24 protein-coding genes and 2 pseudogenes are annotated in these 24,005 nt (G+C 59.1%); 15 read left to right on the top strand and 11 right to left on the bottom strand.

The window, feature by feature from the left end; all coding sequences use genetic code 11:
- Positions 1 to 131: 131 nt before the first annotated feature.
- From P3S72_RS00390 to P3S72_RS00335, 12 genes and pseudogenes are all read left to right on the top strand, one after another.
- On the top strand, positions 132 to 1,169 hold the full coding sequence (locus P3S72_RS00390; RefSeq protein WP_276195488.1) for a hypothetical protein: 1,038 nt from the start codon (positions 132 to 134) through the stop codon (positions 1,167 to 1,169).
- A gap of 247 nt (positions 1,170 to 1,416) precedes the next feature.
- On the top strand, positions 1,417 to 1,851 hold the full coding sequence (locus P3S72_RS00385) for a DcrB-related protein (RefSeq protein WP_276195487.1): 435 nt from the start codon (positions 1,417 to 1,419) through the stop codon (positions 1,849 to 1,851).
- 41 nt (positions 1,852 to 1,892) lie between these two features.
- Positions 1,893 to 3,104 carry a PAAR domain-containing protein gene (locus tag P3S72_RS00380; RefSeq protein WP_276195486.1) on the top strand — a complete coding sequence of 404 codons (1,212 nt, stop codon included), beginning with the start codon at positions 1,893 to 1,895 and terminating at the stop codon, positions 3,102 to 3,104.
- Positions 3,097 to 3,432, top strand: coding sequence for a hypothetical protein (locus P3S72_RS00375; protein WP_276195485.1), 336 nt, complete (start codon positions 3,097 to 3,099; stop codon positions 3,430 to 3,432). The genes P3S72_RS00380 and P3S72_RS00375 overlap by 8 nt, the downstream gene beginning before the upstream one ends.
- 97 nt (positions 3,433 to 3,529) lie before the next feature.
- Positions 3,530 to 3,667: pseudogene (locus P3S72_RS00370) on the top strand (hypothetical protein); the annotation flags it as partial.
- 59 nt (positions 3,668 to 3,726) lie between these two features.
- A complete protein-coding gene (locus tag P3S72_RS00365) occupies positions 3,727 to 5,013 on the top strand; it encodes a PAAR domain-containing protein (RefSeq protein ID WP_276195484.1) in 1,287 nt (428 codons plus the stop codon).
- Entirely contained in the window at positions 5,010 to 5,543 is a 534-nt protein-coding gene (locus P3S72_RS00360) for a hypothetical protein (RefSeq protein WP_276195483.1), read from the top strand. The genes P3S72_RS00365 and P3S72_RS00360 overlap by 4 nt, the downstream gene beginning before the upstream one ends.
- Positions 5,544 to 5,572: 29 nt before the next feature.
- Positions 5,573 to 5,767 carry a hypothetical protein gene (locus P3S72_RS00355; RefSeq protein WP_346429962.1) on the top strand — a complete coding sequence of 65 codons (195 nt, stop codon included), beginning with the start codon at positions 5,573 to 5,575 and terminating at the stop codon, positions 5,765 to 5,767.
- Positions 5,768 to 5,951: 184 nt separating this feature from the next.
- Positions 5,952 to 6,419, top strand: a pseudogene (locus P3S72_RS00350) (IS630 family transposase); the annotation flags it as partial.
- 37 nt (positions 6,420 to 6,456) lie between these two features.
- Positions 6,457 to 6,720 (top strand): hypothetical protein, encoded by a 264-nt coding sequence (locus tag P3S72_RS00345; RefSeq protein WP_276195482.1) that lies wholly within the window; start codon positions 6,457 to 6,459, stop codon positions 6,718 to 6,720.
- 234 nt (positions 6,721 to 6,954) lie between these two features.
- Entirely contained in the window at positions 6,955 to 7,185 is a 231-nt protein-coding gene (locus tag P3S72_RS00340) for a hypothetical protein (RefSeq protein ID WP_276195481.1), read from the top strand.
- On the top strand, positions 7,182 to 7,607 hold the full coding sequence (locus P3S72_RS00335; protein WP_276195480.1) for a GTP pyrophosphokinase: 426 nt from the start codon (positions 7,182 to 7,184) through the stop codon (positions 7,605 to 7,607). Before P3S72_RS00340 ends, P3S72_RS00335 begins: the two co-directional genes overlap by 4 nt.
- A gap of 29 nt (positions 7,608 to 7,636) precedes the next feature.
- Here P3S72_RS00335 and P3S72_RS00330 read toward each other — a convergent pair whose 3' ends face one another.
- From P3S72_RS00330 to tssA, 11 genes are all read right to left on the bottom strand, one after another.
- The gene (locus P3S72_RS00330; RefSeq protein WP_276195479.1) at positions 7,637 to 9,568 is read right to left on the bottom strand and encodes a type VI secretion system tip protein VgrG; all 1,932 of its coding nucleotides are present in this window, start codon (positions 9,566 to 9,568) and stop codon (positions 7,637 to 7,639) included.
- Between the two features lie 158 nt (positions 9,569 to 9,726).
- Positions 9,727 to 12,384, bottom strand: a complete 2,658-nt coding sequence (gene tssH / locus P3S72_RS00325) for a type VI secretion system ATPase TssH (protein ID WP_276195478.1) — start codon at positions 12,382 to 12,384, stop codon at positions 9,727 to 9,729.
- A complete protein-coding gene (gene tssG, locus P3S72_RS00320) occupies positions 12,377 to 13,420 on the bottom strand; it encodes a type VI secretion system baseplate subunit TssG (protein ID WP_276195477.1) in 1,044 nt (347 codons plus the stop codon). Before tssG ends, tssH begins: the two co-directional genes overlap by 8 nt.
- Positions 13,384 to 15,243: a type VI secretion system baseplate subunit TssF gene (tssF, locus tag P3S72_RS00315; protein ID WP_276195476.1), complete on the bottom strand. Its 1,860-nt coding sequence runs from the start codon at positions 15,241 to 15,243 to the stop codon at positions 13,384 to 13,386. Before tssF ends, tssG begins: the two co-directional genes overlap by 37 nt.
- Positions 15,240 to 15,755 carry a type VI secretion system baseplate subunit TssE gene (gene tssE / locus P3S72_RS00310; protein ID WP_276195475.1) on the bottom strand — a complete coding sequence of 172 codons (516 nt, stop codon included), beginning with the start codon at positions 15,753 to 15,755 and terminating at the stop codon, positions 15,240 to 15,242. The genes tssF and tssE overlap by 4 nt, the downstream gene beginning before the upstream one ends.
- Positions 15,749 to 16,174, bottom strand: a complete 426-nt coding sequence (locus P3S72_RS00305; protein ID WP_276195474.1) for a hypothetical protein — start codon at positions 16,172 to 16,174, stop codon at positions 15,749 to 15,751. The genes tssE and P3S72_RS00305 overlap by 7 nt, the downstream gene beginning before the upstream one ends.
- Positions 16,174 to 16,626 carry a type VI secretion system amidase effector protein Tae4 gene (locus P3S72_RS00300; RefSeq protein ID WP_276195473.1) on the bottom strand — a complete coding sequence of 151 codons (453 nt, stop codon included), beginning with the start codon at positions 16,624 to 16,626 and terminating at the stop codon, positions 16,174 to 16,176. Before P3S72_RS00300 ends, P3S72_RS00305 begins: the two co-directional genes overlap by 1 nt.
- An 81-nt stretch (positions 16,627 to 16,707) precedes the next feature.
- The gene (locus P3S72_RS00295; protein ID WP_247406914.1) at positions 16,708 to 17,196 is read right to left on the bottom strand and encodes a type VI secretion system tube protein Hcp; all 489 of its coding nucleotides are present in this window, start codon (positions 17,194 to 17,196) and stop codon (positions 16,708 to 16,710) included.
- A 91-nt stretch (positions 17,197 to 17,287) separates the two neighbouring features.
- The gene (gene tssC, locus P3S72_RS00290) at positions 17,288 to 18,784 is read right to left on the bottom strand and encodes a type VI secretion system contractile sheath large subunit (protein WP_276195472.1); all 1,497 of its coding nucleotides are present in this window, start codon (positions 18,782 to 18,784) and stop codon (positions 17,288 to 17,290) included.
- Positions 18,785 to 18,786: 2 nt separating this feature from the next.
- The gene (gene tssB, locus P3S72_RS00285) at positions 18,787 to 19,293 is read right to left on the bottom strand and encodes a type VI secretion system contractile sheath small subunit (protein ID WP_247406909.1); all 507 of its coding nucleotides are present in this window, start codon (positions 19,291 to 19,293) and stop codon (positions 18,787 to 18,789) included.
- Positions 19,294 to 19,347: 54 nt separating this feature from the next.
- The gene (gene tssA / locus P3S72_RS00280) at positions 19,348 to 20,370 is read right to left on the bottom strand and encodes a type VI secretion system protein TssA (protein WP_276195471.1); all 1,023 of its coding nucleotides are present in this window, start codon (positions 20,368 to 20,370) and stop codon (positions 19,348 to 19,350) included.
- Positions 20,371 to 20,763: 393 nt separating this feature from the next.
- Between tssA and tagH the strand changes: the two genes are divergently transcribed.
- Genes tagH through tssK form a run of 3 tightly spaced genes read left to right on the top strand, consistent with a single transcriptional unit; the run spans position 20,764 to position 24,000 of the window.
- On the top strand, positions 20,764 to 22,092 hold the full coding sequence (gene tagH / locus P3S72_RS00275; protein ID WP_276195470.1) for a type VI secretion system-associated FHA domain protein TagH: 1,329 nt from the start codon (positions 20,764 to 20,766) through the stop codon (positions 22,090 to 22,092).
- A gap of 45 nt (positions 22,093 to 22,137) precedes the next feature.
- The gene (gene tssJ / locus P3S72_RS00270) at positions 22,138 to 22,647 is read left to right on the top strand and encodes a type VI secretion system lipoprotein TssJ (protein WP_276195469.1); all 510 of its coding nucleotides are present in this window, start codon (positions 22,138 to 22,140) and stop codon (positions 22,645 to 22,647) included.
- A gap of 18 nt (positions 22,648 to 22,665) precedes the next feature.
- The gene (gene tssK, locus P3S72_RS00265; protein ID WP_276195468.1) at positions 22,666 to 24,000 is read left to right on the top strand and encodes a type VI secretion system baseplate subunit TssK; all 1,335 of its coding nucleotides are present in this window, start codon (positions 22,666 to 22,668) and stop codon (positions 23,998 to 24,000) included.
- The last annotated feature ends 5 nt before the right edge of the window (positions 24,001 to 24,005 follow it).

Genomic DNA, 24,005 nt, shown 5'->3' with positions numbered 1-24,005 from the left:
GTAGGCGTGCAGCGTCTATTAATACGTGTAAAGGGCGATTATTGAAACGGTGGAACTTAACTGTTACGGGGTGCCACGTATAAGTCGAGGTTGCAGGGACGCGCTCAAGACTATTTTCAAGAGGTGTCTCAATGAAACTTACCAATGAAACTTATCTCCCCCCAATCGCTCCGTTACCTCAGACAACCGTGCCAGGCAACTCCGCGCCATTGACGTCGGGTAATGGGCCGCAAACGGCTGACCACTCCAAGATTGTATATGGTTCGAGCGCGGGTAACGGAGGGGGCATTGAATATCCTACGGCAAGTAATGAGAAGGTGGGGGCTGCGGAATTAAGTGGTGCTAAGGGCGCCAGCACCTCTAGGAGGAGCCCGACAAGAATACGCGGAGGTAACGGAGGTAACGGGATTAACGGAAATAACGGAAATAACGGAGGGGGATCTAATTCAGGTTCCGGTACTCCGTCAAATAAAGGGACGGTGGGAGGGGCTCGTCCAGGTTCTGGGTCACAGACAAAGCCAAAAGTTGGGTCGGCTGGTATTAAGGATTCGTTAAAAAATACGCAAGATATTAGCAATTTGCACAATAAAAATGGGTTCAAATCGCTCTCTTCTGAACTTGCGGCCAACGCGCGCAGCTCCCTTATAAGTGGGGGGGTAAGCTCACTGGTTAATATCCCCTTGAGCGTGGGGGAACAGCTAGCCTCCAAAGCCATCTTGGATAGAATTCAAGCGCAAGCGGCAATGCCAGGTGCGGAAAAAAAGAACGCGGACGGCACGACCACAACCGTAGATCCGGCCGCGACAGAAAAGCAAAAAATAGACGCGCGCCTCGAAGAAAGTGAAATAAAAACAGAGACGATGGCCAACCAAATCATTTCTATTAACGAAGGGCCTGAGGCTAAGGCCGTTGGTAAACGGGCTGATGCACCAACGGACACAAGCGGGCGTTTAGGCAGTCTTGAAAAAAACATGAATGGCATAGAAACCCAGATGCAAGACCTGGGTAAACGATACGGAGTTATTTACACACCGTATGAAGCGCCTAAATCGTCAGACGCGCCGACTGACAAGTCTCGAATGGATACTATTGAACAGCGCTACACGCACATGAACAGAATGCTCAAGAGACTGGTAAAGAACGCGGAGGCTGATGTAGAGGATAGTTGATAAACGCTCGATTCAAGATTGGACAGTGGCGGACTTTTTAGGCCCGTCCGCCCTTTCCGTCAAATTTTGATAGCGGTGCGGTCTCGAAGGATGGCGGGTCGGTAGGAAAAATGGGCATGTTGACTGGGTTGGGTGCCCATTTTTGGTGGGACGGGACCTGGGAATCGCCCTCGGCTTGATTGTTGTGGCGCATTACCCGAGTATTTGCGCTTTCCCGAGTCACTCACATCCATGGAAAGCGATCACTGTGACCTTCTACAGAATTCAAGAAGCGGACCTCGACATCCCTGATACCTGGCAGGACCAGAGTATCAATATCTTCAAGCTGCCTGCCGTTGGCGGCGCCAAGGAAGCCAGTTTTGTCATCAGTCGTGATGCCTCCCAAGGCGACGCGATCTTTGCGGATTACGTCGACAAACAAGTGAAGAGCGCAGAGCAGCAATTGCCTGAGTTCAAGTTGGTCCAGCGTTGGGACACGGTGCTGCATGCCCATGCCGCCACACTGCTGGATTACACTTGGAAGCGTGAGGGGCGCGAACTGATGTTGCGCCAGATGTTTATCGAACGAAAACCGGCTGTGCTGATTACCACATTGACGACCACGCCGAGTGACCTGGTTCATCACGAGACCGCCTGGAAAATTGCCATGAGCAGCCTCAAACCCCTTGTGTCAGGCACCTGATTCGCACACGGCCGGTATAACCAATACGGTAGATTGACGCAATGGATGCGCAAGCAGCAGCCCGCCTGGGTGATGAAATAGCCCACGGATTTGGCGTCGCCGCAATGCTGGCGGGCGCAGTGGCAGGAGCATTGATTGGTGCCGCAGTCATCGCTGCTACAGTTGCTACCGGCGGAGTGGCGGTGGCAATCATGGCCGGCTCGATTGCGGCGGGTGGACTGTCGATGTTCCAGGTGGTCAAGGGCCTGAGCACTATCTTCAGCCTACCTGAGCCCACCACCGGCAAGCTGATGGTGGGCAGTTTCAACGTCTATATCAACGGCCTCAATGCGATGCGCGCCGGCGAAGACATTGCCTCGTCCTGCACTGGGCTGCCGATGAATCACCCGATGTGGCCCTTCCCGGTGTTGATCGCCGAAGGCAGCGCCACCGTGTTTATCAACGGCAAGCCGGCGGCCCGCCTGCACAGCAAAATGGTGTGCGGTGCCCATATCAAGAGCGGCAGCCCAAATACCTTTATCGGCGGGCCAACCGTCTCGGTAGCCTTTGTGCTGGATATCGAGGGCTGGATGCATTCTGGGCTGGAACTTGTGGGGCTGCTTGCGGCAGGCGCTGGTTTGGTTATGGCCGCTATGGTGGGGTTGGCTGTTCTGGTTGAAGTCGTGATTGTCGGTGGTTTGGTGTTGGGAGGCATGGCACTTATCGGCGATCTTGGCGACCGGCTGGGACCGGGTTACCGAGACTTGTTGCAGGGGATCGCTGGTTTGGCACTGCTGGGCGCAAGCCCAAGATTGGCGCGCAGGCCGATGACCGCCACCGAGCGAACCTTGTTGGCTCGCCAGCGACAAGAACAAATGCTCCAGGACAATACCGGTTTTAACGTCAGCCCGACCTCATGGGATAAATATCCAACGATTGGTCGGGGCGGCAGCTTTGTTTCCGATAAAAAGGGTGTCACTGATGTTATAGGTGATCTTGCAGGGCGCTCCAAAGTAACCATAAGTACAAAGAAAGCGGCAGAATTGGAGCGCGCTTTCGGTCTGGAAGATGGTTCACTGCAGGGCGGCTTTAAAGTGAGGCAGGTGGATAATATTGTTGACCGTATGCCCAGAAGTCCCTTGGAAGGAAATAAGCACTTTTTAGGGCCAGGCAAACACTTGCCAGGAGGGGCTCCAGAAATGGTTGTTGAGTCTATTCCCACAAAGGATGCAAGTGGTATTAAAACGATAACTGAGGTATTTGTCAGTGACTAATGAGATGTTAAAGGCCTATGTGGAAAAAGCAGACGCCGATGCAGTGCGTGTTCGTGTGATGGATCCCAACCTGGATTCTGCTTTGCGCGCTATTGGGTTTTCGCAAACGGCAGAGCATGACGTTTACATTTTGGATGTGCTGGATGATAAACAAAAAGCTCAAGTATTTGATGCCCTGCGTTTACTGGAAGTTGCCTTCTCGGCAGGTAAGGAATGGTGCCCTGCTGAGGTCTTTGAATACCTTCGGGATGACTTGGGTCTTCTCAGTGGTAGCTTTTGGCGAGTCGCTTGGACGGAACCTGGCCAATATCGCCTTACGAGTGTCTGATGCTACTGCTTGCCCTGCCGCGCGGTAGATTTACCGTTGGGCAGCGGTTTGTCCCGTTACCCTGCGTTGTCCGAATATTTGCGATCTATCGAGTCACCTGCGACAAGTCTTTATAGAGCGTAAACCCGCCGTTTTGATCACGATATTGACAACTACCTCCGATGATCTTGTTCATCATGAGAAGGCTTGGAGGATTGTCATGAATTCGCTGAAACCGCGGGTTTCCGATATTTGATCAGGTGATGTGTTCTGCGTAGATACAACACGAGTGGATCAAGAAGGTAGAGGTACGCGATGGATGCGCAGGCGGCAGCACGCTTGGGTGATGAAATAGCCCACGGTTTTGGGGTCATGTCGATGATCGCCGGCGCTGTGGCCGGCGCATTGATTGGAGCTGCAGTCATCGCTGCTACCGTTGCCACAGGTGGGGTGGCGGTGGCGATCATGGCAGGCTCGATCGCTGCGGGCGGTTTGTCGATGTTCCAAATCGTCAAAGGTCTAAATACCCTTTTCAACCTGCCCGAACCTACCACGGGGACGTTGTTGAAGGGCAGTTTCAATGTCTATATCAATGGCCTCAATGCGATGCGAGCGGGAGAGGACATCGCCTCGTCCTGTACCGGTTTTCCGATGAGTCACCCAATGTGGCCGTTTCCGGTATTGATCGCCGAAGGCAGTGCCACGGTCTTTATCAACGGCAAGCCGGCGGCCCGCTTGCATAGCAAAATGGTCTGCGGTGCGCATATCAAGAGTGGCAGCCCCAATACGTTTATCGGTGGGCCGACAGTTTCGGTTGCGTTTGTTCTTGATATCGAAGGTTGGATGCACACTGGATTTGAAGCGCTCGGCATCGTGGCCATGGGCGGAGCTGCAATTCTTGCGGCGATGGCAGGCTTTGCCGCCTTGGTCGGGTTTGTGGTGATCGGTGGTGCAATGATGGGTGGCATGGCCTTACTCGGGGACCTGGGGGATCGCCTTGGGCCTGGCTATCGGGACTTGTTGCAAGGCGTCGCCGGGATGGCGCTTTTGGGACTTGGCCCGAAAATGGCGAAAATCGGTACGTCCCCCAAAGTGAGGTACAAACCGGGTTTTACGCAAGACGATATTCTGGCGATTCCTCGATCCAGCCGGCCGAATCCCGCCGATTACCTTGAAGCCTCCTATATCTCTAAGCATCTGAAGGTCTTCCAGGATGAAGGGGGGGCTTTCCTGTTCACCCCGGACGATATCGCCAATCCGATGTATGCGACCTTTAGCCCATCCAAGTACGTTATGGCCAAGTCAGATTTGCATGGTGTGGTTGGCGAATTTAAAAAGACGGGCGATATATCAGTATTGGAGTCGGCCCTCGGCTATGACCCGGGCACTTTTGCCGGCAAGGAGATTTATATGATGAACCTGGATAACCCCAAGGTGATCATGCCCACCGGTAATGAGCGTGGGGTCAATTCGTTATGGCGTCCCGGCGGACGGACCTACCCTGGTGGCATGCGAGAAGCGGTAATGGACAATGTGGGCATTCCACACGGTAATGACATTAATATTCTGCTCGCGAACCCTGATGTAGTGAGACTTCAATGAGTGCCAATCTAGACAACGTACTGCTACTGGCCCTGGCGAATGACGAATTAGACAAATTCCTCGTGGGGGAGCCGTTCTACTTCCAGGAAGCCAAAAGCGATAACGATGAGCCGCAGAATATCGTCGCAGCGTTCGATCTGCTGCTGCTGCGTTACTGGCAGCAGACCCACGATCCCCTGTTTCCCGCGCGCTTTGTGGCGGCTTTGCTGAAAATTCTGGCGACTTACCCTGATCGTAATCGGGCGATCTATGCGGCGGCGGTTTGGGTCTGGTACTACCGTTTTTGTCTGAGCAAAAAGCACGCACAACCACAAGGTCTTTATGCCGGGTTGTTCGAAATCGACATGAGTGCCGTTGCACTAGCGCTTCAGGCGCAACTTGAAGCCAACAAGGCAGCACTTGTCGTTGATACACGTTGGGCGGGCGCTGCCTGGAACAGTCAGCACGGTCTATGGGATCCGTTGATGCGTACCGCTCTGGTTGTAAGGGACAAACTCGGCGGGCCAGATTTTGTGCCTTTTAATATCTGAGGCACGAAAGATATTTGTGGAAAGAGCAGATGCTGATTCAATTGCGGGACATTATTGTAAGACGTGAGTATAGGTTCACTTTAGGCGTTGAAGAAATTTCAGGCCGATTCTACGTATCGATTCCAGTCAGCAATGGCATGGCCAACTACGAGGAATATTATGAAATTGACCGGGCGACTTTTGACCTTTCAGCCATGCCCCAGAGGCTGCGCTACCATTTGTGAACCATTGCCGCCAGCGTGAACTGGATGAGTTTTTGATTATCCCACCGGGTACAGATCGTGGTACGGCGATCTGATGTTTTGATAAGGCATTCATTGAGACGATGTGTTGCTTGCCCACGCTAGTGTGCTGTCTCTGAAATAAGGTTCTAACCTAAGCTATGCTTCTTTGGTCAGTCAGTGCTCGGATTATGTCCGCCACGGCACCGTCACCTTGTTCACCGCGCTGGATTATCTTCAGGGGCATTTGATCAGCAGCATTGAGCGCCAACATCGGCATCAGGAGTGGCTGGAGTTTCTCAAGAAGATCAATCGAGAAACGCCCAAGCATCTTCAGTTGCATTTGATCGTCGACAACTATGCCACGCACAAGCATCCAAAAGTGAAGGCGTGGCTTGAGAAGCACAAACGCTTCCACATGCATTTCACCCCGACATCCAGCTCGTGGATGAACATGGTTGAACGCTTCTTTCGCGATATCACGGTGTACCTGCGTGATGGCAGTTTCAGTTCAGTTCGCGAACTGGAAAGCTCGATCACCACGTTCCTGGCACTGCGTAATGCGCAGCCGACTCGCTACGTCTGGAACGCCAAGGGGGAAGATATTTTGAACAAGATACAGCGAGCCCGTGAGGCAATGACCTCACAGACATGAGAAGCTTTATTTGTGAGACAGCACCCTAGAGGTGATCATGAAATTTCAGGATGTTTTTGTAAGTCGGGAACACATGTTTTCCGTGGGAATCGAAAAGGAATCGGGTCGTTTTTACGTATCCATACCGGTCAGTAACGGTATGGTCGATTACGAGGAATATTATGAAATTGATCGGGCAACTTTTGAACTGTTCAAGCGTGACCCGGACGCTGCTCTACCGTTCGTTATACGTTGCCGCAAGCGCGAGTTGGATGAGCTGTTGCTGATTCAGCCGGGAACGAACCGAGGCACGGCGATCTGACGTTTCAACATCGTCTACCCACACTTCTGAAAGGATCTGTGGAAAGGAGCGCTGACGCGCTCGGCAGGTTGTTGGGTGATGACACTTACAATGCGGTAGCGGCGAAAGCCAATGTCGAAGGTGGGCTGGGCCACAAGTACTATGAGGAGTGGCGAGTGCTGGACCCAAACAGTGCCGAAGCAAAAGCCATTGCCAATCAGAGCAAAGCCTATTACGACACGATAAGGGGGAGCAGTGGCAATTGATTTTGAAGCGTTTTTGACCCGGGATGTTTTCATCGACTACAACTTCGAAGAAGTCATGTATCGCTGGGATCACCGAGAGAAAAAAATATACGTCAAGTTCTATGGCGCACAAGAACGTACTGAACCGGTTGTTCCTGACCATCGTCTGTATCGGGAAGCGTTGTGCTCGGGCCGGGAAATCACTCGTGAGCAATATGAAAAAGGATTTCCACGTCAATGAGTATTCTCGACGCCGTCATTGCGCTGGCCTGTCGTGTTCATGCAGGGCAGGTGGATAAGTCTGGCAAGCCTTACATTCTGCACCCGCTGCGCTTGATGTTGAAATTCGAGACATTGGACGAGCAGGTTGTCAGCGTTCTGCATGATGTTGTCGAAGACAGTAATGTCACCCTGGATGAATTAAGACAATTAGGCCTCAGCGAGCACGTGATACATGCCATCGACTGTCTCTCAAAGCGTCCCGGCGAAGTCTACGAAGACTTTATCGCGAGGATTTGGCCTGATGAGTTGGCGCGCAAGGTGAAAATCGAAGACATCCGGGACAACCTCAACCTCACGCGATTGCCCACGCTAGAGACCAAGGACCTGGAACGGATCGCCAAGTATCACAAGGCGCTGCGGTATCTTTTGCTGTCGACTTGATCAACTGGGCAGGCGCTCTGTCTGCCTTGTCAGCGTTTGGGAAAGAAGGCTTTCACCGCTGCATCAATAACGCTTTTGATGCCTTTACCCTTGTTATCCACGGCACAAGCATTACCCGCATTGAGGTCCAGCCGGCCGCCTGTATCAATATTGCCGTTACCACTGGCGTAAATATTGAACGCGGTACCCGAGATGTTGATCTCGCCACTGGCATTGAACTCCAGCACGCTCTTTCCACAGACCAGCCGAATTTGCGATCCTGCCTCGATCAGGTATTGGGTGTTGATACTGTCGCTCTTGGCCCCGCCGACATGCAAAGCATCGTTAGCCAACACCGCGCGCAGGCGGTCATTGCCGATTCTGACCATCTCGTTGTGATCCACAGTGCTGTGGCGGTCGTGACCCACCCAATGGCCTTCGTCATTTTCTACGGCAATATCCTGATTACGCTCCGCGTGGATATAGAGTTGCTCGGCGCCTTTTTTGTCCTCCATGCGTATTTCGTTGAAGTTGGCGGGTGAGCCGCCCTTGCTGGAGCGGCTTTTCATACCACTTTGTGTGGCATTTTCGGGCAGTTTGTAGGGCACCGTCTGCTCCGCGTTATACACCCGCCCAGTAATGATCGGCCGGTCCGGGTCGCCTTCCAGAAAGCTCACAATCACTTCCTGGCCGATCCGTGGGATCTGCATCGAGCCCCAGTTCTTGCCGGCCCAGGACTGCGACACACGTATCCAGCACGAGCTGTTTTCGTTGGATTGGTCGTGGCGGTCCCAGTGGAAATGCACCTTCACGCGGCCGTACTGGTCGGTCCAGATTTCTTCGCCTTTGGGGCCGACTACCAGGGCGGTCTGCGGGCCTTTGACGATGGGGCGATAGGTGTTGGCCAGCGGGCGGAAGTTTTGTTGGGCGTCGATGCAGGTGAGGCTGCTTTCGTACTGCGCAGAGTTTGAGCCGCCGCCGCTTTCCAGGCTTTCCTGATGGATGTTGTAGCGGATGCCGACGATCAGGTATTCGCGGTTCTGGTCCTGGCGGCTGAAGCCGGTGAGGCTGAACAGGTGGCCGGAACCGAGGCCGCGGGCGTTGCCGCTGAATTCGATTTGTTCATGCAGGGTTTGCAGCGCTTCGATGCGGGTGCGCGCGTAGTGTTCGCCGTCCGCGCTTTGCACGTAGGTGCCGGGGTAGTCGTACAGCGGGTAGTCGCCGGCGGTGTGCGGGCGCGGCATGGCCGAGCGCACGTCGATGCTCGCGCTGGGGCGCTGGAAGTCGTAGTCGTTGAGCTCCAGCGAGCCCGGCTGCACTTGCTGCGCCAGGTGCCAGTTGTGCATGTGGTCGCGTTCGCGTTGCTGCTCGTCCTTGGGGTAATACGGAATCGACGCGTATCCCGGCACCGTGGTGTGGGCGCCGTAGGCATCGGCCAGCACCAGCACGTGGCGGTCCTGTTCGTGTCGGAAGAAGTAGTAGATGCCTTCCTGTTCCATCAAGCGGCTGACGAAATCGAAGCTGGTTTCGCGGTACTGCACGCAGTATTCCCACTCGCGGTATGGCCGGCTCAGGGCGTCTTCGAAGTCGGAAAAACCCAGGTCGCGGAACACCTGCTTGATGATCTGCGGGATGCCCAGGTTCTGGAAAATCCGGCAGTCCGAGGTGCGGCTCAGCAACCACAGCCACGGGCGTAGCGTCACCTGGTAGCTGGCGAACTGGCCCTGGTCGATGCTCTGGCTGCACTGCGCGACGATCCCGTGGAAATGCCGCTCGCCGCCGTCTGCCAGTTGCACGCCGACGCTCATCGGCTTGCCGAGCAACTGGTTGAGGTCGATGTTGGCGTCCAGGGAAGTCAGTTGCAGGTCGTAGGTGAACAGCCGACCCAACTCTTCGCCGCCGCCCATTTGATTGAGCAGCAGCACGTCCGGCCCGAGGGGGCTGGTGATTTTGGCTAGGCGTGAGGCTTGGTTGAATAGCATCGGTTAACCCGTAAATTGCGTAATAGCTGAAGAAACCGGCTGCAAATGTGGGAGGGGGCTTGCCCCCGATAGCAGTGTGTCAGTTGATGCATGTGGTGACTGATTCACCGCTATCGGGGGCAAGCCCCCTCCCACACATTTGATCGTGTTTCGTCAGGTCAATCGTTGAACTGATAGTGCAATTCATTATCCCGGCTACTGATCCGCACACCCGCCAGCGCCTTGCCTTCGAGCATGCGCGTGAGGAATTCACGGCTCATGTCCGGCAGCAGGCTGTTGGTAAGGATCGTGTCGATCATGCGCCCGCCGCTTTCGGTCTCGGTGCAGCGCGAGACGATCAAATCGACCACCGCGTCGTCGTAGTCGAAGGCGACTTTGTGTGTGTTCTGCACACGCTTCTTGATGCGATCGAGTTGCAGGCGGGTGATCGCCTTGAGCATCTCGTCGCTCAGCGGGTAATACGGGATGGTCACCAGTCGGCCGAGCAGGGCGGGCGGGAAAATTTCCAGCAGCGGCTGGCGCAGGGCCTTGGCGATGGCTTCCGGCTCGGGAATGTTCGCCGGGTCTTTGCAGACCTGGGAAATCAACTCGGTGCCGGCGTTGGTGGTCAGCAGGATCAGGGTGTTCTTGAAGTCGATCACCCGGCCTTCGCCGTCTTCCATCACGCCCTTGTCGAACACCTGGAAGAAGATCTCATGCACGTCCGGGTGGGCTTTTTCCACCTCGTCCAGCAGCACCACGCTGTAGGGCTTGCGCCGTACCGCTTCGGTTAGCACGCCGCCTTCGCCGTAGCCGATGTAGCCCGGTGGCGCGCCCTTGAGGGTCGACACGGTGTGGGCTTCCTGGAACTCGCTCATGTTGATGGTGATGACGTTCTGCTCGCCGCCGTACATGGCTTCGGCCAGGGCCAGGGCGGTTTCGGTCTTGCCCACGCCGGAGGTGCCGGCCAGCATGAACACGCCGATCGGCTTGCTCGGGTTGTCGAGGCCGGCGCGAGAGGTCTGGATGCGCTTGGCGATCATCTGCAAGGCGTGGTCCTGGCCGATGATGCGTTTTTTCAGGTGCTGGTCGAGGTTGAGCACGGTTTCCAGTTCGTTGCGCGCCATGCGGCCGACCGGGATGCCGGTCCAGTCGGCGACGACCGAGGCCACGGCCTGGTAATCCACGGTCGGCAGGATCAGCGGGGTTTCGCCTTGCAGCGCGGTGAGGCGCTGTTGCAAGTCGACCAATTGCGCACGCAACTCATCGTTGCCGCTGTCCACGACGCCGGCTTTTTCACGCAACGTGGCGCGGGTAGCGAGCAACTCATCCACCAGGGTTTTCTCTTCGGCCCAGCGGCTTTCCAGGGTGGCCAGGCGCTCGCGCTCGGCACTCAGCAAGGCTTCGCTGTTGCTCTGGCGCGCACCGATGGCGATGCCGATCGCATGCTCGCGGGCGATGATTTGCAGCTCGGTTTCCAGGGCTTCGATGCGGCGACGGCTGTCGTCCACTTCGGCCGGCACCGCATGCAGGCTGATAGCCACGCGGGCGCAGGCGGTGTCCAGCAGGCTGACGGATTTATCCGGCAACTGGCGCGCCGGGATGTAACGGTGGGACAGCTTCACCGAGGCTTCCAGCGCTTCGTCGAGGACCTGCACCTGATGGTGTTTCTCCATGGTCGAGGCCACGCCACGCATCATCAGCAGCGCCTTGTCTTCCGACGGTTCGGCCACCTGTACCACCTGGAAGCGGCGGGTCAGGGCCGGGTCTTTCTCGATGTGCTTTTTGTACTCGGCCCAGGTGGTCGCGGCGACGGTACGCAAGGTGCCACGGGCCAGGGCCGGCTTGAGCAGGTTGGCTGCGTCACCGGTTCCGGCGGCGCCACCGGCACCCACCAGGGTGTGGGCTTCGTCGATAAACAGGATGATCGGCTTCGGCGAGGCCTGGACGTCTTCGATGACCTGGCGCAGACGCTGTTCGAATTCGCCCTTCATGCTGGCGCCGGCTTGCAGCAGGCCGACGTCGAGGCTGCGCAGTTCCACGTCTTTCAGCGCGGGCGGCACGTCACCGGCGACGATGCGCAGGGCGAAACCTTCGACCACGGCGGTTTTGCCGACGCCGGCTTCACCGGTGAGGATCGGGTTGTTCTGGCGTCGACGCATGAGGATGTCGACCAACTGGCGGATCTCTTCGTCACGGCCGACGATCGGGTCGAGCTTGCCGCTGCGCGCCTGTTCGGTCAGGTCGACAGTGAAACGCTTGAGCGCTTCCTGCTTGCCCATCGCACTCGGCGCCATCGCACCGCTGGCTTCGCCCGGAACGGCGCCGGCGTTGAAACCGTCGCTTGCGCTCAGGGCATTTTCCGGCGAGTCGCCGACGTACTCGTCAAAGCGTTCGCTCAGGGCTTCGGCCTTGATCTTGTCGAACTCCGAGGATAAGCCCAACAGCGCATGGCGCAGGCTCGGCGTCTTCAGAATGCCCAGCACCAGATACCCGGTACGCACCTGGCTTTCGCCGAACATCAGGCTGCCGTAGACCCAGCCGCGCTCCACGGCTTCTTCCACATGGGAGGACAGGTCGGTGATCGAAGTCGAGCCACGGGGCAGGCGGTCCAGGGCTTCGGTCAGGTCGCGGGCCAGGCGTGCCGGTTCCACGTTGAACTGACGGATGATGCGGTGCAGGTCCGAGTCCTGCAGTTGCAGCAACTGGTGAAACCAGTGGGCCAGTTCCACATACGGGTTGCCCCGCAGCTTGCAGAACACGGTGGCGGCTTCGATGGCTTTGTAGGCCACGCTGTTGAGTTTGCCGAACAGTGCGGCGCGACTGATTTCACCCATGCTCTGGATTCCTTGAGGTGGTGGCGTGATCGGCGTAATGCCGGGCCAGGATTAGGTCGTTGGCATCAACCGCAGGGCGGCCGAGCCAGGTGTTGAAGCCCAGGCGGAAGCGGCCGTTGAGTTGCAGCGCCGGTACTTCGGGTTGTTGCAGAACCAGGTTCAAGTCCCAATCCAATTCATGGCCCAGGTACTCGGCTACCCAGGCCACCAGCTCGTTGAACGGCTGGCTGCCGGGCAGCATGCCCATGTAATCATCAAGTTTCAGCGGGCCCAGGCGGATACGGAATTTATGCTGGCGGTCCCACACGTGGCTGCCCAGGCAGAAGTCCACGCCCAGCCGGTTGGCGCTGACACCAACGCGGCTGCGTTCGGGCAGTTCGAGCCACTGGCCGACGTATTCTTCGATTTCTACCGGCAGGCCGAAGTACTCGCCAAGGATCGCCTTCAAACCATCCGGGTAGCGGGTTTGCGCTGACAGGTGGCCGCTGTAATGCAGCTTTGCCGTGTCGGGGATCAGCCCCTGGTTGAGCAGGCTCGGCATGCCCCGACCGCTCAAGGCGGCGAGGCGCGCCGACCAGTAATCATCGTCCGGGCGGTCGTGGCTGACGGTCGGCCGCGCCTCGGCCCAGGCGCGATAGAACAGGCTCAACAGGCGATGATGGAAGATATCCAGGAACTGCTTGCTGGTGCTGTCGGCGTTGTTGCGCTGGCGCTCGCGCACGTATTCGGTGATGTGCAGCGGCAGCGGGCCGTTGGGACCGCCGAGGCCGAAAAAGAACTGCTCCAGCCGCGCCGGCTTGCCGTCGCCACCGGGGTCGACCGAGGCCAGGGTGGCCGGTGCGAAGGTGCAGTCGGCCTGTTGCCCGAGGCGCAGCGGGTCATCCGCCAGGCGCAGGGAATGGCCCAGGCGCGGCAGCTCCGGCGATTCGCACTCGATACGCCGCAGCGCCTGGAAGAAATCGTATTCCCAGGGCTCCCGGTGCATCGCATCCAGGGTACTCACAGGGTCGGACGACGTCCGGGCTTGGCTTTCCATCGCATGATCTCGCCGCGTTCGGTGGTACGGATCACCGTCTCGGTAAAGCTGTTGATCGACACGTAGCGTGCCAGGAAGCGCTCCAGTACCGCACCGAGCAGGAACACCCCGGTGCCGCGAAACGCGTTTTCATCGAATTCCAAGGTGATTTCCAGGCCGCGCCCAAACACGATCGGGCCGGGCATCGGCAGGCGCCGGGTCACCGTTTTGCTGCTGACTTCGCGCAGGCCTTCGATCTGCAATTGCAGGGCGGCGTCGTTGCTGTCGCCATACAGGCGCAACAGTTCGCGCAAGGCGCCCGCGCCCTGGCCCTGTTCGCTCAGGGACAAGTAGTTGAGCGACAACTGGCTGATCAGGCGCCAGGCCTTGGCGTCATGGGCATGGCTGGCCCGCGGGCGGCTCGGCCCGGCGACGCAGCGCACGGCCAGCACCGGGGCGCTGTCGGCGAGGGTGAAGTCGGTTTTGCCGTTGCCCACGCTCATGAACAGCGGCAAGTCGCGGTTGGTACACAGCGCTGTCACACCGAGTTGGCGCAGGTCGTGGCGGTACGGCGCTTGCTGGCTGTCCACCAGGCTGACGAAGGTTTCGCTGCCCACGTAGGTGGAGCGCGGGCCGTTGCGCCGTTGGTCGCTGGACAACACCCGAGGCTCGCGGCGCACGGTGTAGTACGCCTGGTCGCGGCCATAGCGCGATGGGTCGCGCACCGCATAGAACGGCAGGAACGGCTGCTCCGGCCCCGTGCCGTGGCCAGTGATGCCGCTCAGGGAGTGAATCTCGAAGTCCATCGGCCGCGTGCGGTCGGCGATCACATGGTGTTCGTTGACCCGGTCGGACAAGTGGATACGGTCCACGCGTTTCGGGAACAGGTTGATCGCCGGGGTGCAGAACGGCAGGAACTGCGCGGCGCCGACGCTGCCTTCCAGGCTCGGTTCGTGACGGTCGAACAGCACGATCAGCTCCAGCTCCTGGCCGTCGCAACGTTTGACCGCACGGCGCAGTTCGGCGAACTCGACGAACAGGAAACGGTGGGGCAGGGCGAAGTATTCCTGCAACAGCCGATAGCCCTGGAACGCCCGCGCCACCACAGGCATGGCCGCGTCGGCGTCGTCAAAACCGCGCGAGCGCAGCGCGTCTTGCGGCAGGCGCTCGACCCAATCGCCACCCGGCTTGCGCGCAAAGACCGCGCAGGTGTTGCCCAGCAACTGTTCGTAGAGGCGGAACGGTTGCTCATCGGCGCCGCTGAGGTACAGCGGCAGGTTGTCCAGTTCGAGGCTGTTGAACGGCAACTCGGCGCCGGTGCGCAGGGTCAGGCGCAAACCGGCCTTGGCTTTCGGCTCGCTGGCCGCCAGGCGCCCGAGCACGGCGGCGGGGTTGCCGAAGTATTCGGCGTGGCTGACCTGCAACGGCCACAGCGTCACCGGGTGAGCGGTGCGGTACTCGCAACAGGTCTGGGTTTCACGGCCCAACGCGGCGCGCAAGACGGTGTCGCGCGGCAACGGGAAGCCGCTGGCCAGGGAGCCTTCATCCGGGTCGGTCTGCAGTTGCACCACGGTCATCGACGGGGTCGGCGCCAGGTAGTGCGGGTAGGCGATTTCCAGCAGGTTGTGGGTGAAGGTCGGGTACTCGGCGTCAAGCTTGAGCTGCACGCGGGCCGTGAGGTAGGCAAAGCCTTCGAGCAGGCGTTCGACGTAGGGGTCGGCGCAGTCCATGCCGGACAGGCTCAGCCGACTGGCGATCTTCGGGTATTCCTTGGCGAACTCGGCGGCGCTTTCGCGCACGTGGTGCAGTTCCTGGTTGTACAGCTCCAGCAGGCGCGGGTTCATGGGCGTCTCCGCTGGTCGGCGTTGACCACGCGCACGTGGCCCGACTCCAGGTCCAGGTCGGTTTGCAGCAGCAGGCGCAACGGCACCGGCTGCGCCCACAGGTCGCCTTCGATCTCGAAGCTCAGGGCGTTGTGGTTCATCTCGCCATGGCCGACACGGGCTTTGACGCGCAAGGTGTGGCGCAGAATACGTGGCTCAAAGGTGGCGATCGCCTGATAGATGAGGGTTTCCAGGGCTTTGATGTCGACGCTGGAAACACTGTTGCCCGCCAGTGCCGGCAGGCCGTAATTGACCACCGAGGTGCCGGCCGGGGTGTGCAGGGTGGCATCGGCATCGAGCAGCGACGTGGTATTGAGCAGCCACGCCAGGTCACGCAGCACCGAGGCTTTCAATTGGGTCAGGGACAGCACGCGTTTGTCGGCGCTTTCCTTCGGATTGGTCGGGTCGTCGTCGGTCAACCGGTCCAGCAGGGACGGTTGCAGACGGTCGCGGGTGGCGATTTCGGTTACCACGTAAAGGGCGCCACATACATTTTTTGGTCGCCACCCCAACCGCAGGATGCCGATAGGCTGACCGGCGCCACCTCTAGGTGCCCTTGGATTTGGCGAATAGCCTGCATTTTGTTCAAGCAGTCGCGGCTCGGGGCAGGCATGTGCTCAACACGCCAAACTGAAAATATAGGGACGCCGTTGAATGTCTCCACGCGCAATTTCTGATGTTTATCCAAGCTGAAGCTGCATGGCCATTCCATATCCAGTTTTGTACGGCTTTGATCAGGGTTGACTAACGTGCACTGACCCTGGTCATCGATCAGTTTGAGGGGTTGCCCAACAAACACGGCCTCGATCGTCGCCGTTTCGGTATGTTCGGCGCGTGCGTTCAGACTGAGCACGTTCATGGTCAGGCAGAGGGCGAGCAATGGTTTTTTCATTATGTGAGTTCCCAAAACCAGACAGCTCTGGAGCGGAAAAAGAGATCGCCGGTTTGGGTTATTCCTCGGTTCCATAGATCAATATGATCGCCGGTACGGTTATCCAGGGACTCGCCTGATTGCTGGAAACAATCCTTGAAAAAAATAAGTCCGGTTTTGCCCATCAGCGTGCGACGGTCTTCGGCGGTGTTACCCAGAATGGCGGGTCGTCCTAGATGCCTTTTCCACAGCCAATTAGCCAACGACTCGGCACCCCTGGCGTGTTCATGCGCACACTTGGGCTCCGTATAGGTAGATTTGTTGACCTTGATGCTCAGCTCGGCGTTGAGCGCCAGACTCATGCGGATAGCGCATTGATTGGCCCAAGGGCCATTGCAAGGATCTGCTTTCGGGTACGTAACTAAAAGATCGGAATACGCCTTCCACACATTAATAAACGAAGGTTTGGCCATGACTCAGATACCGAAAAAGAAGGGGTCGAATGTGAGCACGCACCAAACCCCCCCGGCGCATGGCGCCAGGGGGTGTTCATATCAGCGCTTGGTGTTGGAGCGGATGTTCCAGCCAAACTTGATCGCGCCGCCGTCTTTGGTGCCGTCGGCTTTCTGTGGCTGGTAGTCGACCATCACTTGGGCGAAGTTCAGGGTGACGTTTTCGGTCAGGCGATCATCGGAGCCCGAACCACCGGTGCTCAGCGACGTGACCAGCACTTCTTCCAGGTTGATCACCATGTACTCGACCTGGCTTTCGCCACCGGCCTTGCGCACGGTCAGCTTGACCTTGTCGATGTGTTTGCCGCTGGCGCAGTGCATCATCAGGTTCGGCGAGGATTTGTCGACGTACTTGGTCAGCGACAGGTCTTGGATGTTCACCTTGCCTGCGCCGCCGCCACCGCCTACGTGCATGTTGCCGGACTGGGACATGCCCCAGCTCCAGTTCAGCACGTCGATTTCGTCCTTGTGGGCTTTGTCCATGGACTCGCCCTTGATGTCGCCAATCTTGATGAAAATATCAACAGCCATGTTTTCTCCCTGTGTGGACTCGGCCACTCGATTTGGTTTTTTGTGGGAGGGGGCAAGCCCCCTCCCACAGAAGAGCAAGTTCAGCCGCTAGTTATGCGCTTTTCGCCGAAGGCAGTTTCGATACCAGGCGCAGCGACACGGTCAGCCCTTCGAGCTGGTAGTGCGGGCGCAGGTAGAACTTGGAGTTGTAGTAACCCGGGTTGCCTTCGACGTCTTCCACGATCACTTCGGCGGCAGCCAACGGGTGCTGGGCCTTGGTGGTTTCGGTGGAGTGCGCCGGGTCGCCGTCGACGTAGTTGAGGATCCAGTCCTGCAACCAGCGTTGCATTTCGTCCTTCTCTTTGAAGGAACCGATCTTGTCGCGCACGATGCACTTCAAGTAGTGCGCGAAACGGCAGGTGGCGAACAGGTACGGCAGGCGCGCAGCCAGGTTGGCGTTGGCGGTGGCGTCCGGGTCGTCATACTCGGCCGGCTTCTGCAGCGACTGCGCGCCAATGAACGCGGCGAAATCGGTGTTTTTCTTGTGCAGCAGCGGCATAAAACCGTTCTTCGCCAGCTCCGCTTCACGGCGGTCGCTGATGGCGATTTCGGTCGGGCACTTCATGTCCACACCACCGTCATCGGTAGGGAACGTGTGGGCCGGCAGGTTTTCCACTTCACCGCCGGATTCCACGCCTCGGATGCGCGAGCACCAGCCGTAGTGTTTGAACGAACGGTTGATGTTCACCGCCATCGCGTAGGCGGCGTTGGCCCAGGTGTACTTGGAGCTGTCGGCGCCGTCGGTGTTTTCTTCGAAGGCGAAGGCTTCCACCGGGTCGGTCTTGGCGCCATACGGCAGGCGCGCGAGGAAGCGCGGCATGGTCAGGCCGATGTAGCGCGAGTCTTCCGATTCACGCAGCGAGCGCCAGCCGGCGTATTCCGGGGTGGTGAAGATCTTGGTCAGGTCGCGCGGGTTCGACAGTTCCTGCCACGAGCCCATGCCCATCACGGTCGGCGAGGCCGCAGCGATGAAGGGGGCGTGCATGGCGGCACAGACTTTGGACAACTCGCCCAGCAACTCGACATCCGGTGGCGACTGGTCGAAGTAGTAGTCGCCGACCAGGCAACCGTAAGGTTCGCCGCCGAACTGGCCGTATTCTTCTTCGTACATCTTCTTGAAGATCGGGCTCTGGTCCCAAGCGGTGCCCTTGAATTTCTTCAGGGTCTTGTGCAGGTCCGGCTTGGAGATGTTGAGCACGCGAATCTTCAGTTGCTCATCGCTCTCGGTGTTGTTGACTAGGTAGTGCAGGCCACGCCAGGCGCTTTCCAACTGCTGGAAATCCTGGTGGTGGATGATCTGGTTGACTTGGGCGGTGAGCTTGGCGTCGATGGCGGCGATGATCGATTCGATCGACTTGATCGCGTCGTTGGACACCAGGTCCGTCTGTGCCAACGCCTGTTCGGCCAGGGTGCGCACGGCGGTTTCCACGGCTTCGCGGGCACGCTCGGTCTTCGGTTTGAATTCTTGCAGCAACAGCGAGGCGAACTCGCTGGTTTCTTCGGTGGCGCCCAGGTTTTGAGCGTTTTCGCGAACGGTATTCTCGGTCATGATTATTGGTCCCCTGCCGGCTTCGGCGCGCTCGCAAGGGCCTGCAGCAATGCTGGGTCCTTGATCGCTTTCATGATGATTTCTTCAGCGCCGGTCTTGCCGTCCATGTAGGTCAGCAGGTTGGCCAACTGGGTGCGGGCTTCGAGCAGCTTGCTCAGCGCGTCGACCTTGCGGGCCACGGCGGCTGGGCTGAAGTCGTCCATGCTTTCGAAGGTGATGTCCAGGCTCAGGTTGCCTTCGCCGGTCAGTTCGTTGGGTACGTGGAACGCTACGCGTGGCTGCATGGCCTTGAGGCGCGAGTCGAAATTGTCGACGTCCACTTCAAGGAACTTGCGGTCGGCCACGGGCGCGAGCGGCTCGGCGGGTTTACCGGCGAGGTCGGCCATCACACCCATCACGAAGGGCAGCTGGACCTTTTTCTCGGCGCCGTAGAGCTCGACGTCGTACTCGATCTGCACTCGAGGCGCGCGGTTGCGCGCGATGAATTTCTGAGAACTTTGCTTCGCCACGTTGCTGCTCCTGGTCGCTTGAGCGACGGTATTGTTACTGCACGGTCGGTCGGCTTACTCGCCGTCCGGGCCACGCAGGTTTTCAAATTGGGACATGCCGTCGGGAATCAGATTACGCACGATGGCCGCGAAGTCGGCATGCACCAGGTGCTTTGCGCGGTTCAACAGCACCGGCAGTGGGCTCGAAGGCTCGTGACGGCTGTAGTACGCAAGGATCTTGTCGAGGCTGCGCAGCACGTCATCGCGGTTGGTGATATCGCCGCTGGGGCGCGGTGCGACGGGGGCGGCGGCGAAGTCGACCGAGGGGGCATTGTCGTCACTGACGGCCTCGGGTTCGCGGCTGTCGGTCTCGCTGCTCGGGACAAACTGACTGAGGATCTGCAGCGCCTGCTTGAGCGGTTGTTTCAACAGGCTGAGGTCGACGCCCTGGGCCGAGCCGACCTGGTCGCTGACCTGTTGTTCGATGGCTTCGCAGGCGGCACGCGCGCTGCTCAAGGCGTCGCGGGTGGCTTGCAGTTGCTCGGGGTCGCTGTCGAGGAACGCGGCGTTGAGCTGCTGGGCGCCGAGTTGTTCGTCGGGGAAACTCATCAGGCCGCTGGCGTTCAGCGCGGCGCGCAGGCTCACGGGGCCGAAGGTGCGCGAGCGCGTGAGGATGCTTTCGCGCAGCAGGCGAATCGTCGCGTCGCTGGTCAAGCCGGACAGGGCGTTGATGCGCACGGTGGGGTCGTTATCGTCGTCGGCATCCAGGTGCGGATGCAGGTCGGCCCAGTATTCGCGCAGCAGTGCGTTGATCAGCGTGAGCGCGTCGGCCAGCCCGGCCACACCCTGGAGGGCGAGGGCGCTTTGCAGCAGAAAATGGGTGATGCGCAGGTCTTTGCTGCGTTGCAATAAGTCGAGGCTTTGCTGCTGGATGCTGCGCCAGTCCGGCGGTTCGGCAGGGAGGATGGAGTCGCCCATGCTGCGCTCGGGCTGACCCTTGGCGTCACGTTCCAATTGTAGAAATTGCGCGTCATATTCCATGTCTTCGCCACATGGCGAAGTCGCGGAAACGGCAGCGAGCAGCAACGGCACATCCACTGAAATCGATCTCCCTATCGGCCCGTTAGATGGCGGGCAATTCATGCATTAGTTGCGTGATGAACTTTGCATGTTTTCTTGGTCATATAAGTGCGACGCCACTAATGTGCCATCACTGGTATTCAAGAAGTTGTGCATTTTTGGTGTAGTAGTTATGGCTTGTCAAGGTAAGCTATTCGCCCTCTGTGACAGATGTGCGGTGTTTAGCAACCTGCTCGACTGATAAGTCAGGAGGCGTACTAAAACAGGATTTTTCTCACAGACGCCGGTTAAGATCAGTGATCATGCTGTAAAAAGCAGGTTATAACAGCCGTTCGCACCACCTGACGGGACCCCTCGGGAAAGGTTGCCGCCGGGAATCGACTGCGCGCGAAGTATCAGCAAGGAGGCAAGATGTCGCTGTGTTTGACTATCACTAGTTATCACAAGATTACCCCTGGGCAGTGTGCCGAAAAATCCTTGAGCCAGGGCTCGATGGCGATCGGCCGCAGCTCGGATAATGACTGGGTATTGCCTGATCCTGAGCGTCTGGTTTCCTCGCAGCATTGTGTAATTCAATACAAAGATGGTCGATATTATTTAACCGATAACAGCACAAATGGTGTGGAGTTGGTTAACGCCGGCATCCGTCTGCGTCGGGGTAATAGCGAGCCTTTGCAGGATGGCGAACTGATCCGCATCGGTGATTACGAAATCCAGGCGCGCATCGATTTCAATGTGCAAGCCGTGGATAGCCAGCCGTTTGCCGGTGATTCCCCGAACAGTTTCGAGGCGCTGATGGGCGCCGTCGTGAGTAAACCGGCAGCCGCGCCGGTGATCGCCCCCCAGTTCCAGGGCGCGTCGTCGATGGACACCCTGCCGGACCTGTTTGATTTCCTCAGCCCGACCGCTGTGCCGCCGCCGACCGTGGCCGATCACGTGCCTTGCGAGCAACATGATTTTCGCCCGCCGACCCCGGTGGCCGTGCCGGTTGTCCCGCCACCTGCCGTGTCGGGCTCGGTCATTCCCGAAGATTGGGACCTGTTTGGCGACACGCCAGCTCCCTTGGTCAGCGCACCGCCACCGCCATCTCCCGCCGCCGTTGTCCCGCCGCCACCCGTGGTTGAGCCCTTGCTCCCCGTGGCCGACAGCCAACAACCCGATCTTTTGCAAGCCTTCCTGCGCGGTGCCGGCCTGGACCAACTGCGCCTGGACAAGGCCCAGGCCGAAGCCCAGATGGAAAGCATCGGCCGCAGCTACCGGCTGATGGTCGACGGCCTGATTGACGTGTTGCGCGCTCGCGCGAGCCTCAAGGGCGAGTTCCGCATGCAGCAAACGATGATCCAGCCAGCGGAAAACAATCCGTTGAAATTCGCCCCGAATGCCGACGAAGCGTTACTGCTGCTGCTTCGTCATGGCAACCAGGCGTTTATGGCGCCGGACATCGCGGTGCGCGACAGTTTCGACGATCTGCGCGCTCACCAGTTGGCAGTAATGGCCGGTGTGGAAGCGGCGATCAAACATCTGCTCAGTCGCTTCGAGCCGGCACAGTTGGAAGAGCGCATGGGCAAGCCCGGCGGGCTGTCGAGCCTGTTCAGCGGCTCGCGCCAGGCCCAGTACTGGCAGCAGTTCACCGAGCTCTACGGCAATATTTCCCGCGAGGCCCAGGAAGATTTCCAGGACCTGTTCGGCCGCGAATTCAGCCGAGCCTATGAAGAGCACAGCGCACGACAGCGTCGCTGAAGCATGGATAAAACGGAAAGCTAAGTACGTCATTGAGGACGAAGGATGATTCCCAGGTTTTTACTCGCAGTAGCCACCCTGCTGATGCTGACAGCGTGCGCCAAGGATGCTGTCAAACCCGAAGCCGCGGCCTCGGCCGAAGCGAACACCGCTGCCGTCGAGTTGCACTTTCATGCGATTGCCGGGCTTAACCCCGGCGCCAACGGCCAGGCCGCCCCGGTGCGGGTGCGGATTTTCGAACTGAAAAACGCCGCCACCTTCAGCCGTTCGGATTACTTCGCCCTGGCTGACCGCGCGCAATCCACCCTTGGCCTCGACCTGCTGGACCAGGACGAAGTGACGGTGCAGCCCGGCCAGCAACTGAGCATCCAGCGCGACCTCGACCCGTCCACCCGCCAGATCGGCCTGTTGGTGGGCTATCGCGAGCTGGACCGCGCGCAATGGCGCACGGTGCTCAACGTGCCGCCGCGCCAATACACCGAATACCAGATCAGCCTCGATGTGCGCGCCGTGCGTGCGGACGTCGTGGTTTCCCCATCCAGCCCAGCCCAATAACAAGCAATCGGAGCCCCCATGTCCTGGAACAATCGCGTGGTCTGGTCGGAAGGCATGTTCATTGGAACGCAGCACTTCCAGCAGCATGACCGTTACCTGGAAAACCTGATCGACGCCCGCAGTCGCCCGTTGTCCGCCGGCGCCTGGGGGTTTTCCGAGTTGCTGATCGATCAGGGCCTGCTGGCCCAGGGCAAGCTGGCGATTGTGTCGGCACGCGGCCTGCTGCCCGATGGCACGCCGTTCAATATTCCCCAGGATGACCTGGCGCCCAGCCCGCTGAATATCGACGACAGCCTGCGCGACGGCCTGGTCTACCTGGCGTTGCCGCTCAAGCGCGCGGGGGCCCGCGACACCGTCGACGACGGCGAAGAGCTTGGCGCTGCCCGCTACGTGAGCCAGGTGCGCGAAGTGCGCGACGACAACGCACCGTTCGAGAACCGCGCCCCGGTGGCTGTCGGTTCCCGCGCGCTGCGCCTGCTGACTGCGCAGGACGGCATCAGCGATTACGCCGCGATCGGCCTGGTACGTATCAAGGAAAAACGCGCCGACCGTGCGCTGGTCCTCGACGACAGCTACATCCCGCCGGTACTCGACGTGGCCGCCAGCAAACCGCTGACGGCGTTTCGCAGCGAACTGCTCGGCCTGCTGCACCAGCGCGGCGAAGCCCTGGCCGGGCGCGTGGTCGCTTCGGGCGCGGGCGGCGCGTCGGAGATCGCCGACTTCATGCTGTTGCAACTGGTCAACCGTGCCCAACCGCTGATCCAGCACCTCAGCCAACTGAGCCCGCTGCACCCGGAGCGTTTGTTCAGTGAACTGGTCAGCCTGGCGGGTGAGTTTGCCACCTTTTCCACCGCCGGCCGGCGCCCCCAGGAATACCCGCAGTACCAGCACGACGACCTGGCCCTGAGCTTTGCCCCGGTGATGCAGGCTCTGCGTGAAGCGCTGTCGATGTTGATCGACAGCAAGGCCACACCGATCCCGATTGTCGAGAAAGCCTACGGCATCCACGTGGCGATGCTCGCCGACAAAACCCTGATCGACAGCGCCAGTTTCATCCTCGTGGTGCGCGCCGATGTGCCCGGCGAAACCCTGCGCGCGCGCTTCGGCCAGCAGAGCAAGGTCGGCTCGGTGGAGCACATTCGCGACCTGGTCAACCTGCAATTGCCTGGCATCGGCCTGCTGCCGTTGCCCGTGGCGCCGCGCCAACTGCCGTACCACGCAGGCTCGACCTATTACGAGCTGGACCGGGGCAGCGAGCACTGGCAGCAGTTGAGCAATTCCGGTGGTTTCGCCTTCCATATCGCCGGGCAGTTCCCGGGCTTGAACCTGGCCTTCTGGGCGATCCGAGGATAATCCGC

The sequence above is a fragment of the Pseudomonas sp. D3 genome, from assembly GCF_029320995.1.
In the GTDB taxonomy this organism is placed as follows: domain Bacteria; phylum Pseudomonadota; class Gammaproteobacteria; order Pseudomonadales; family Pseudomonadaceae; genus Aquipseudomonas; species Aquipseudomonas paraveronii.
The sequence above is the reverse complement of the archived record's forward strand: the minus strand, read 5'-3'. Positions and strand labels throughout refer to the sequence as shown.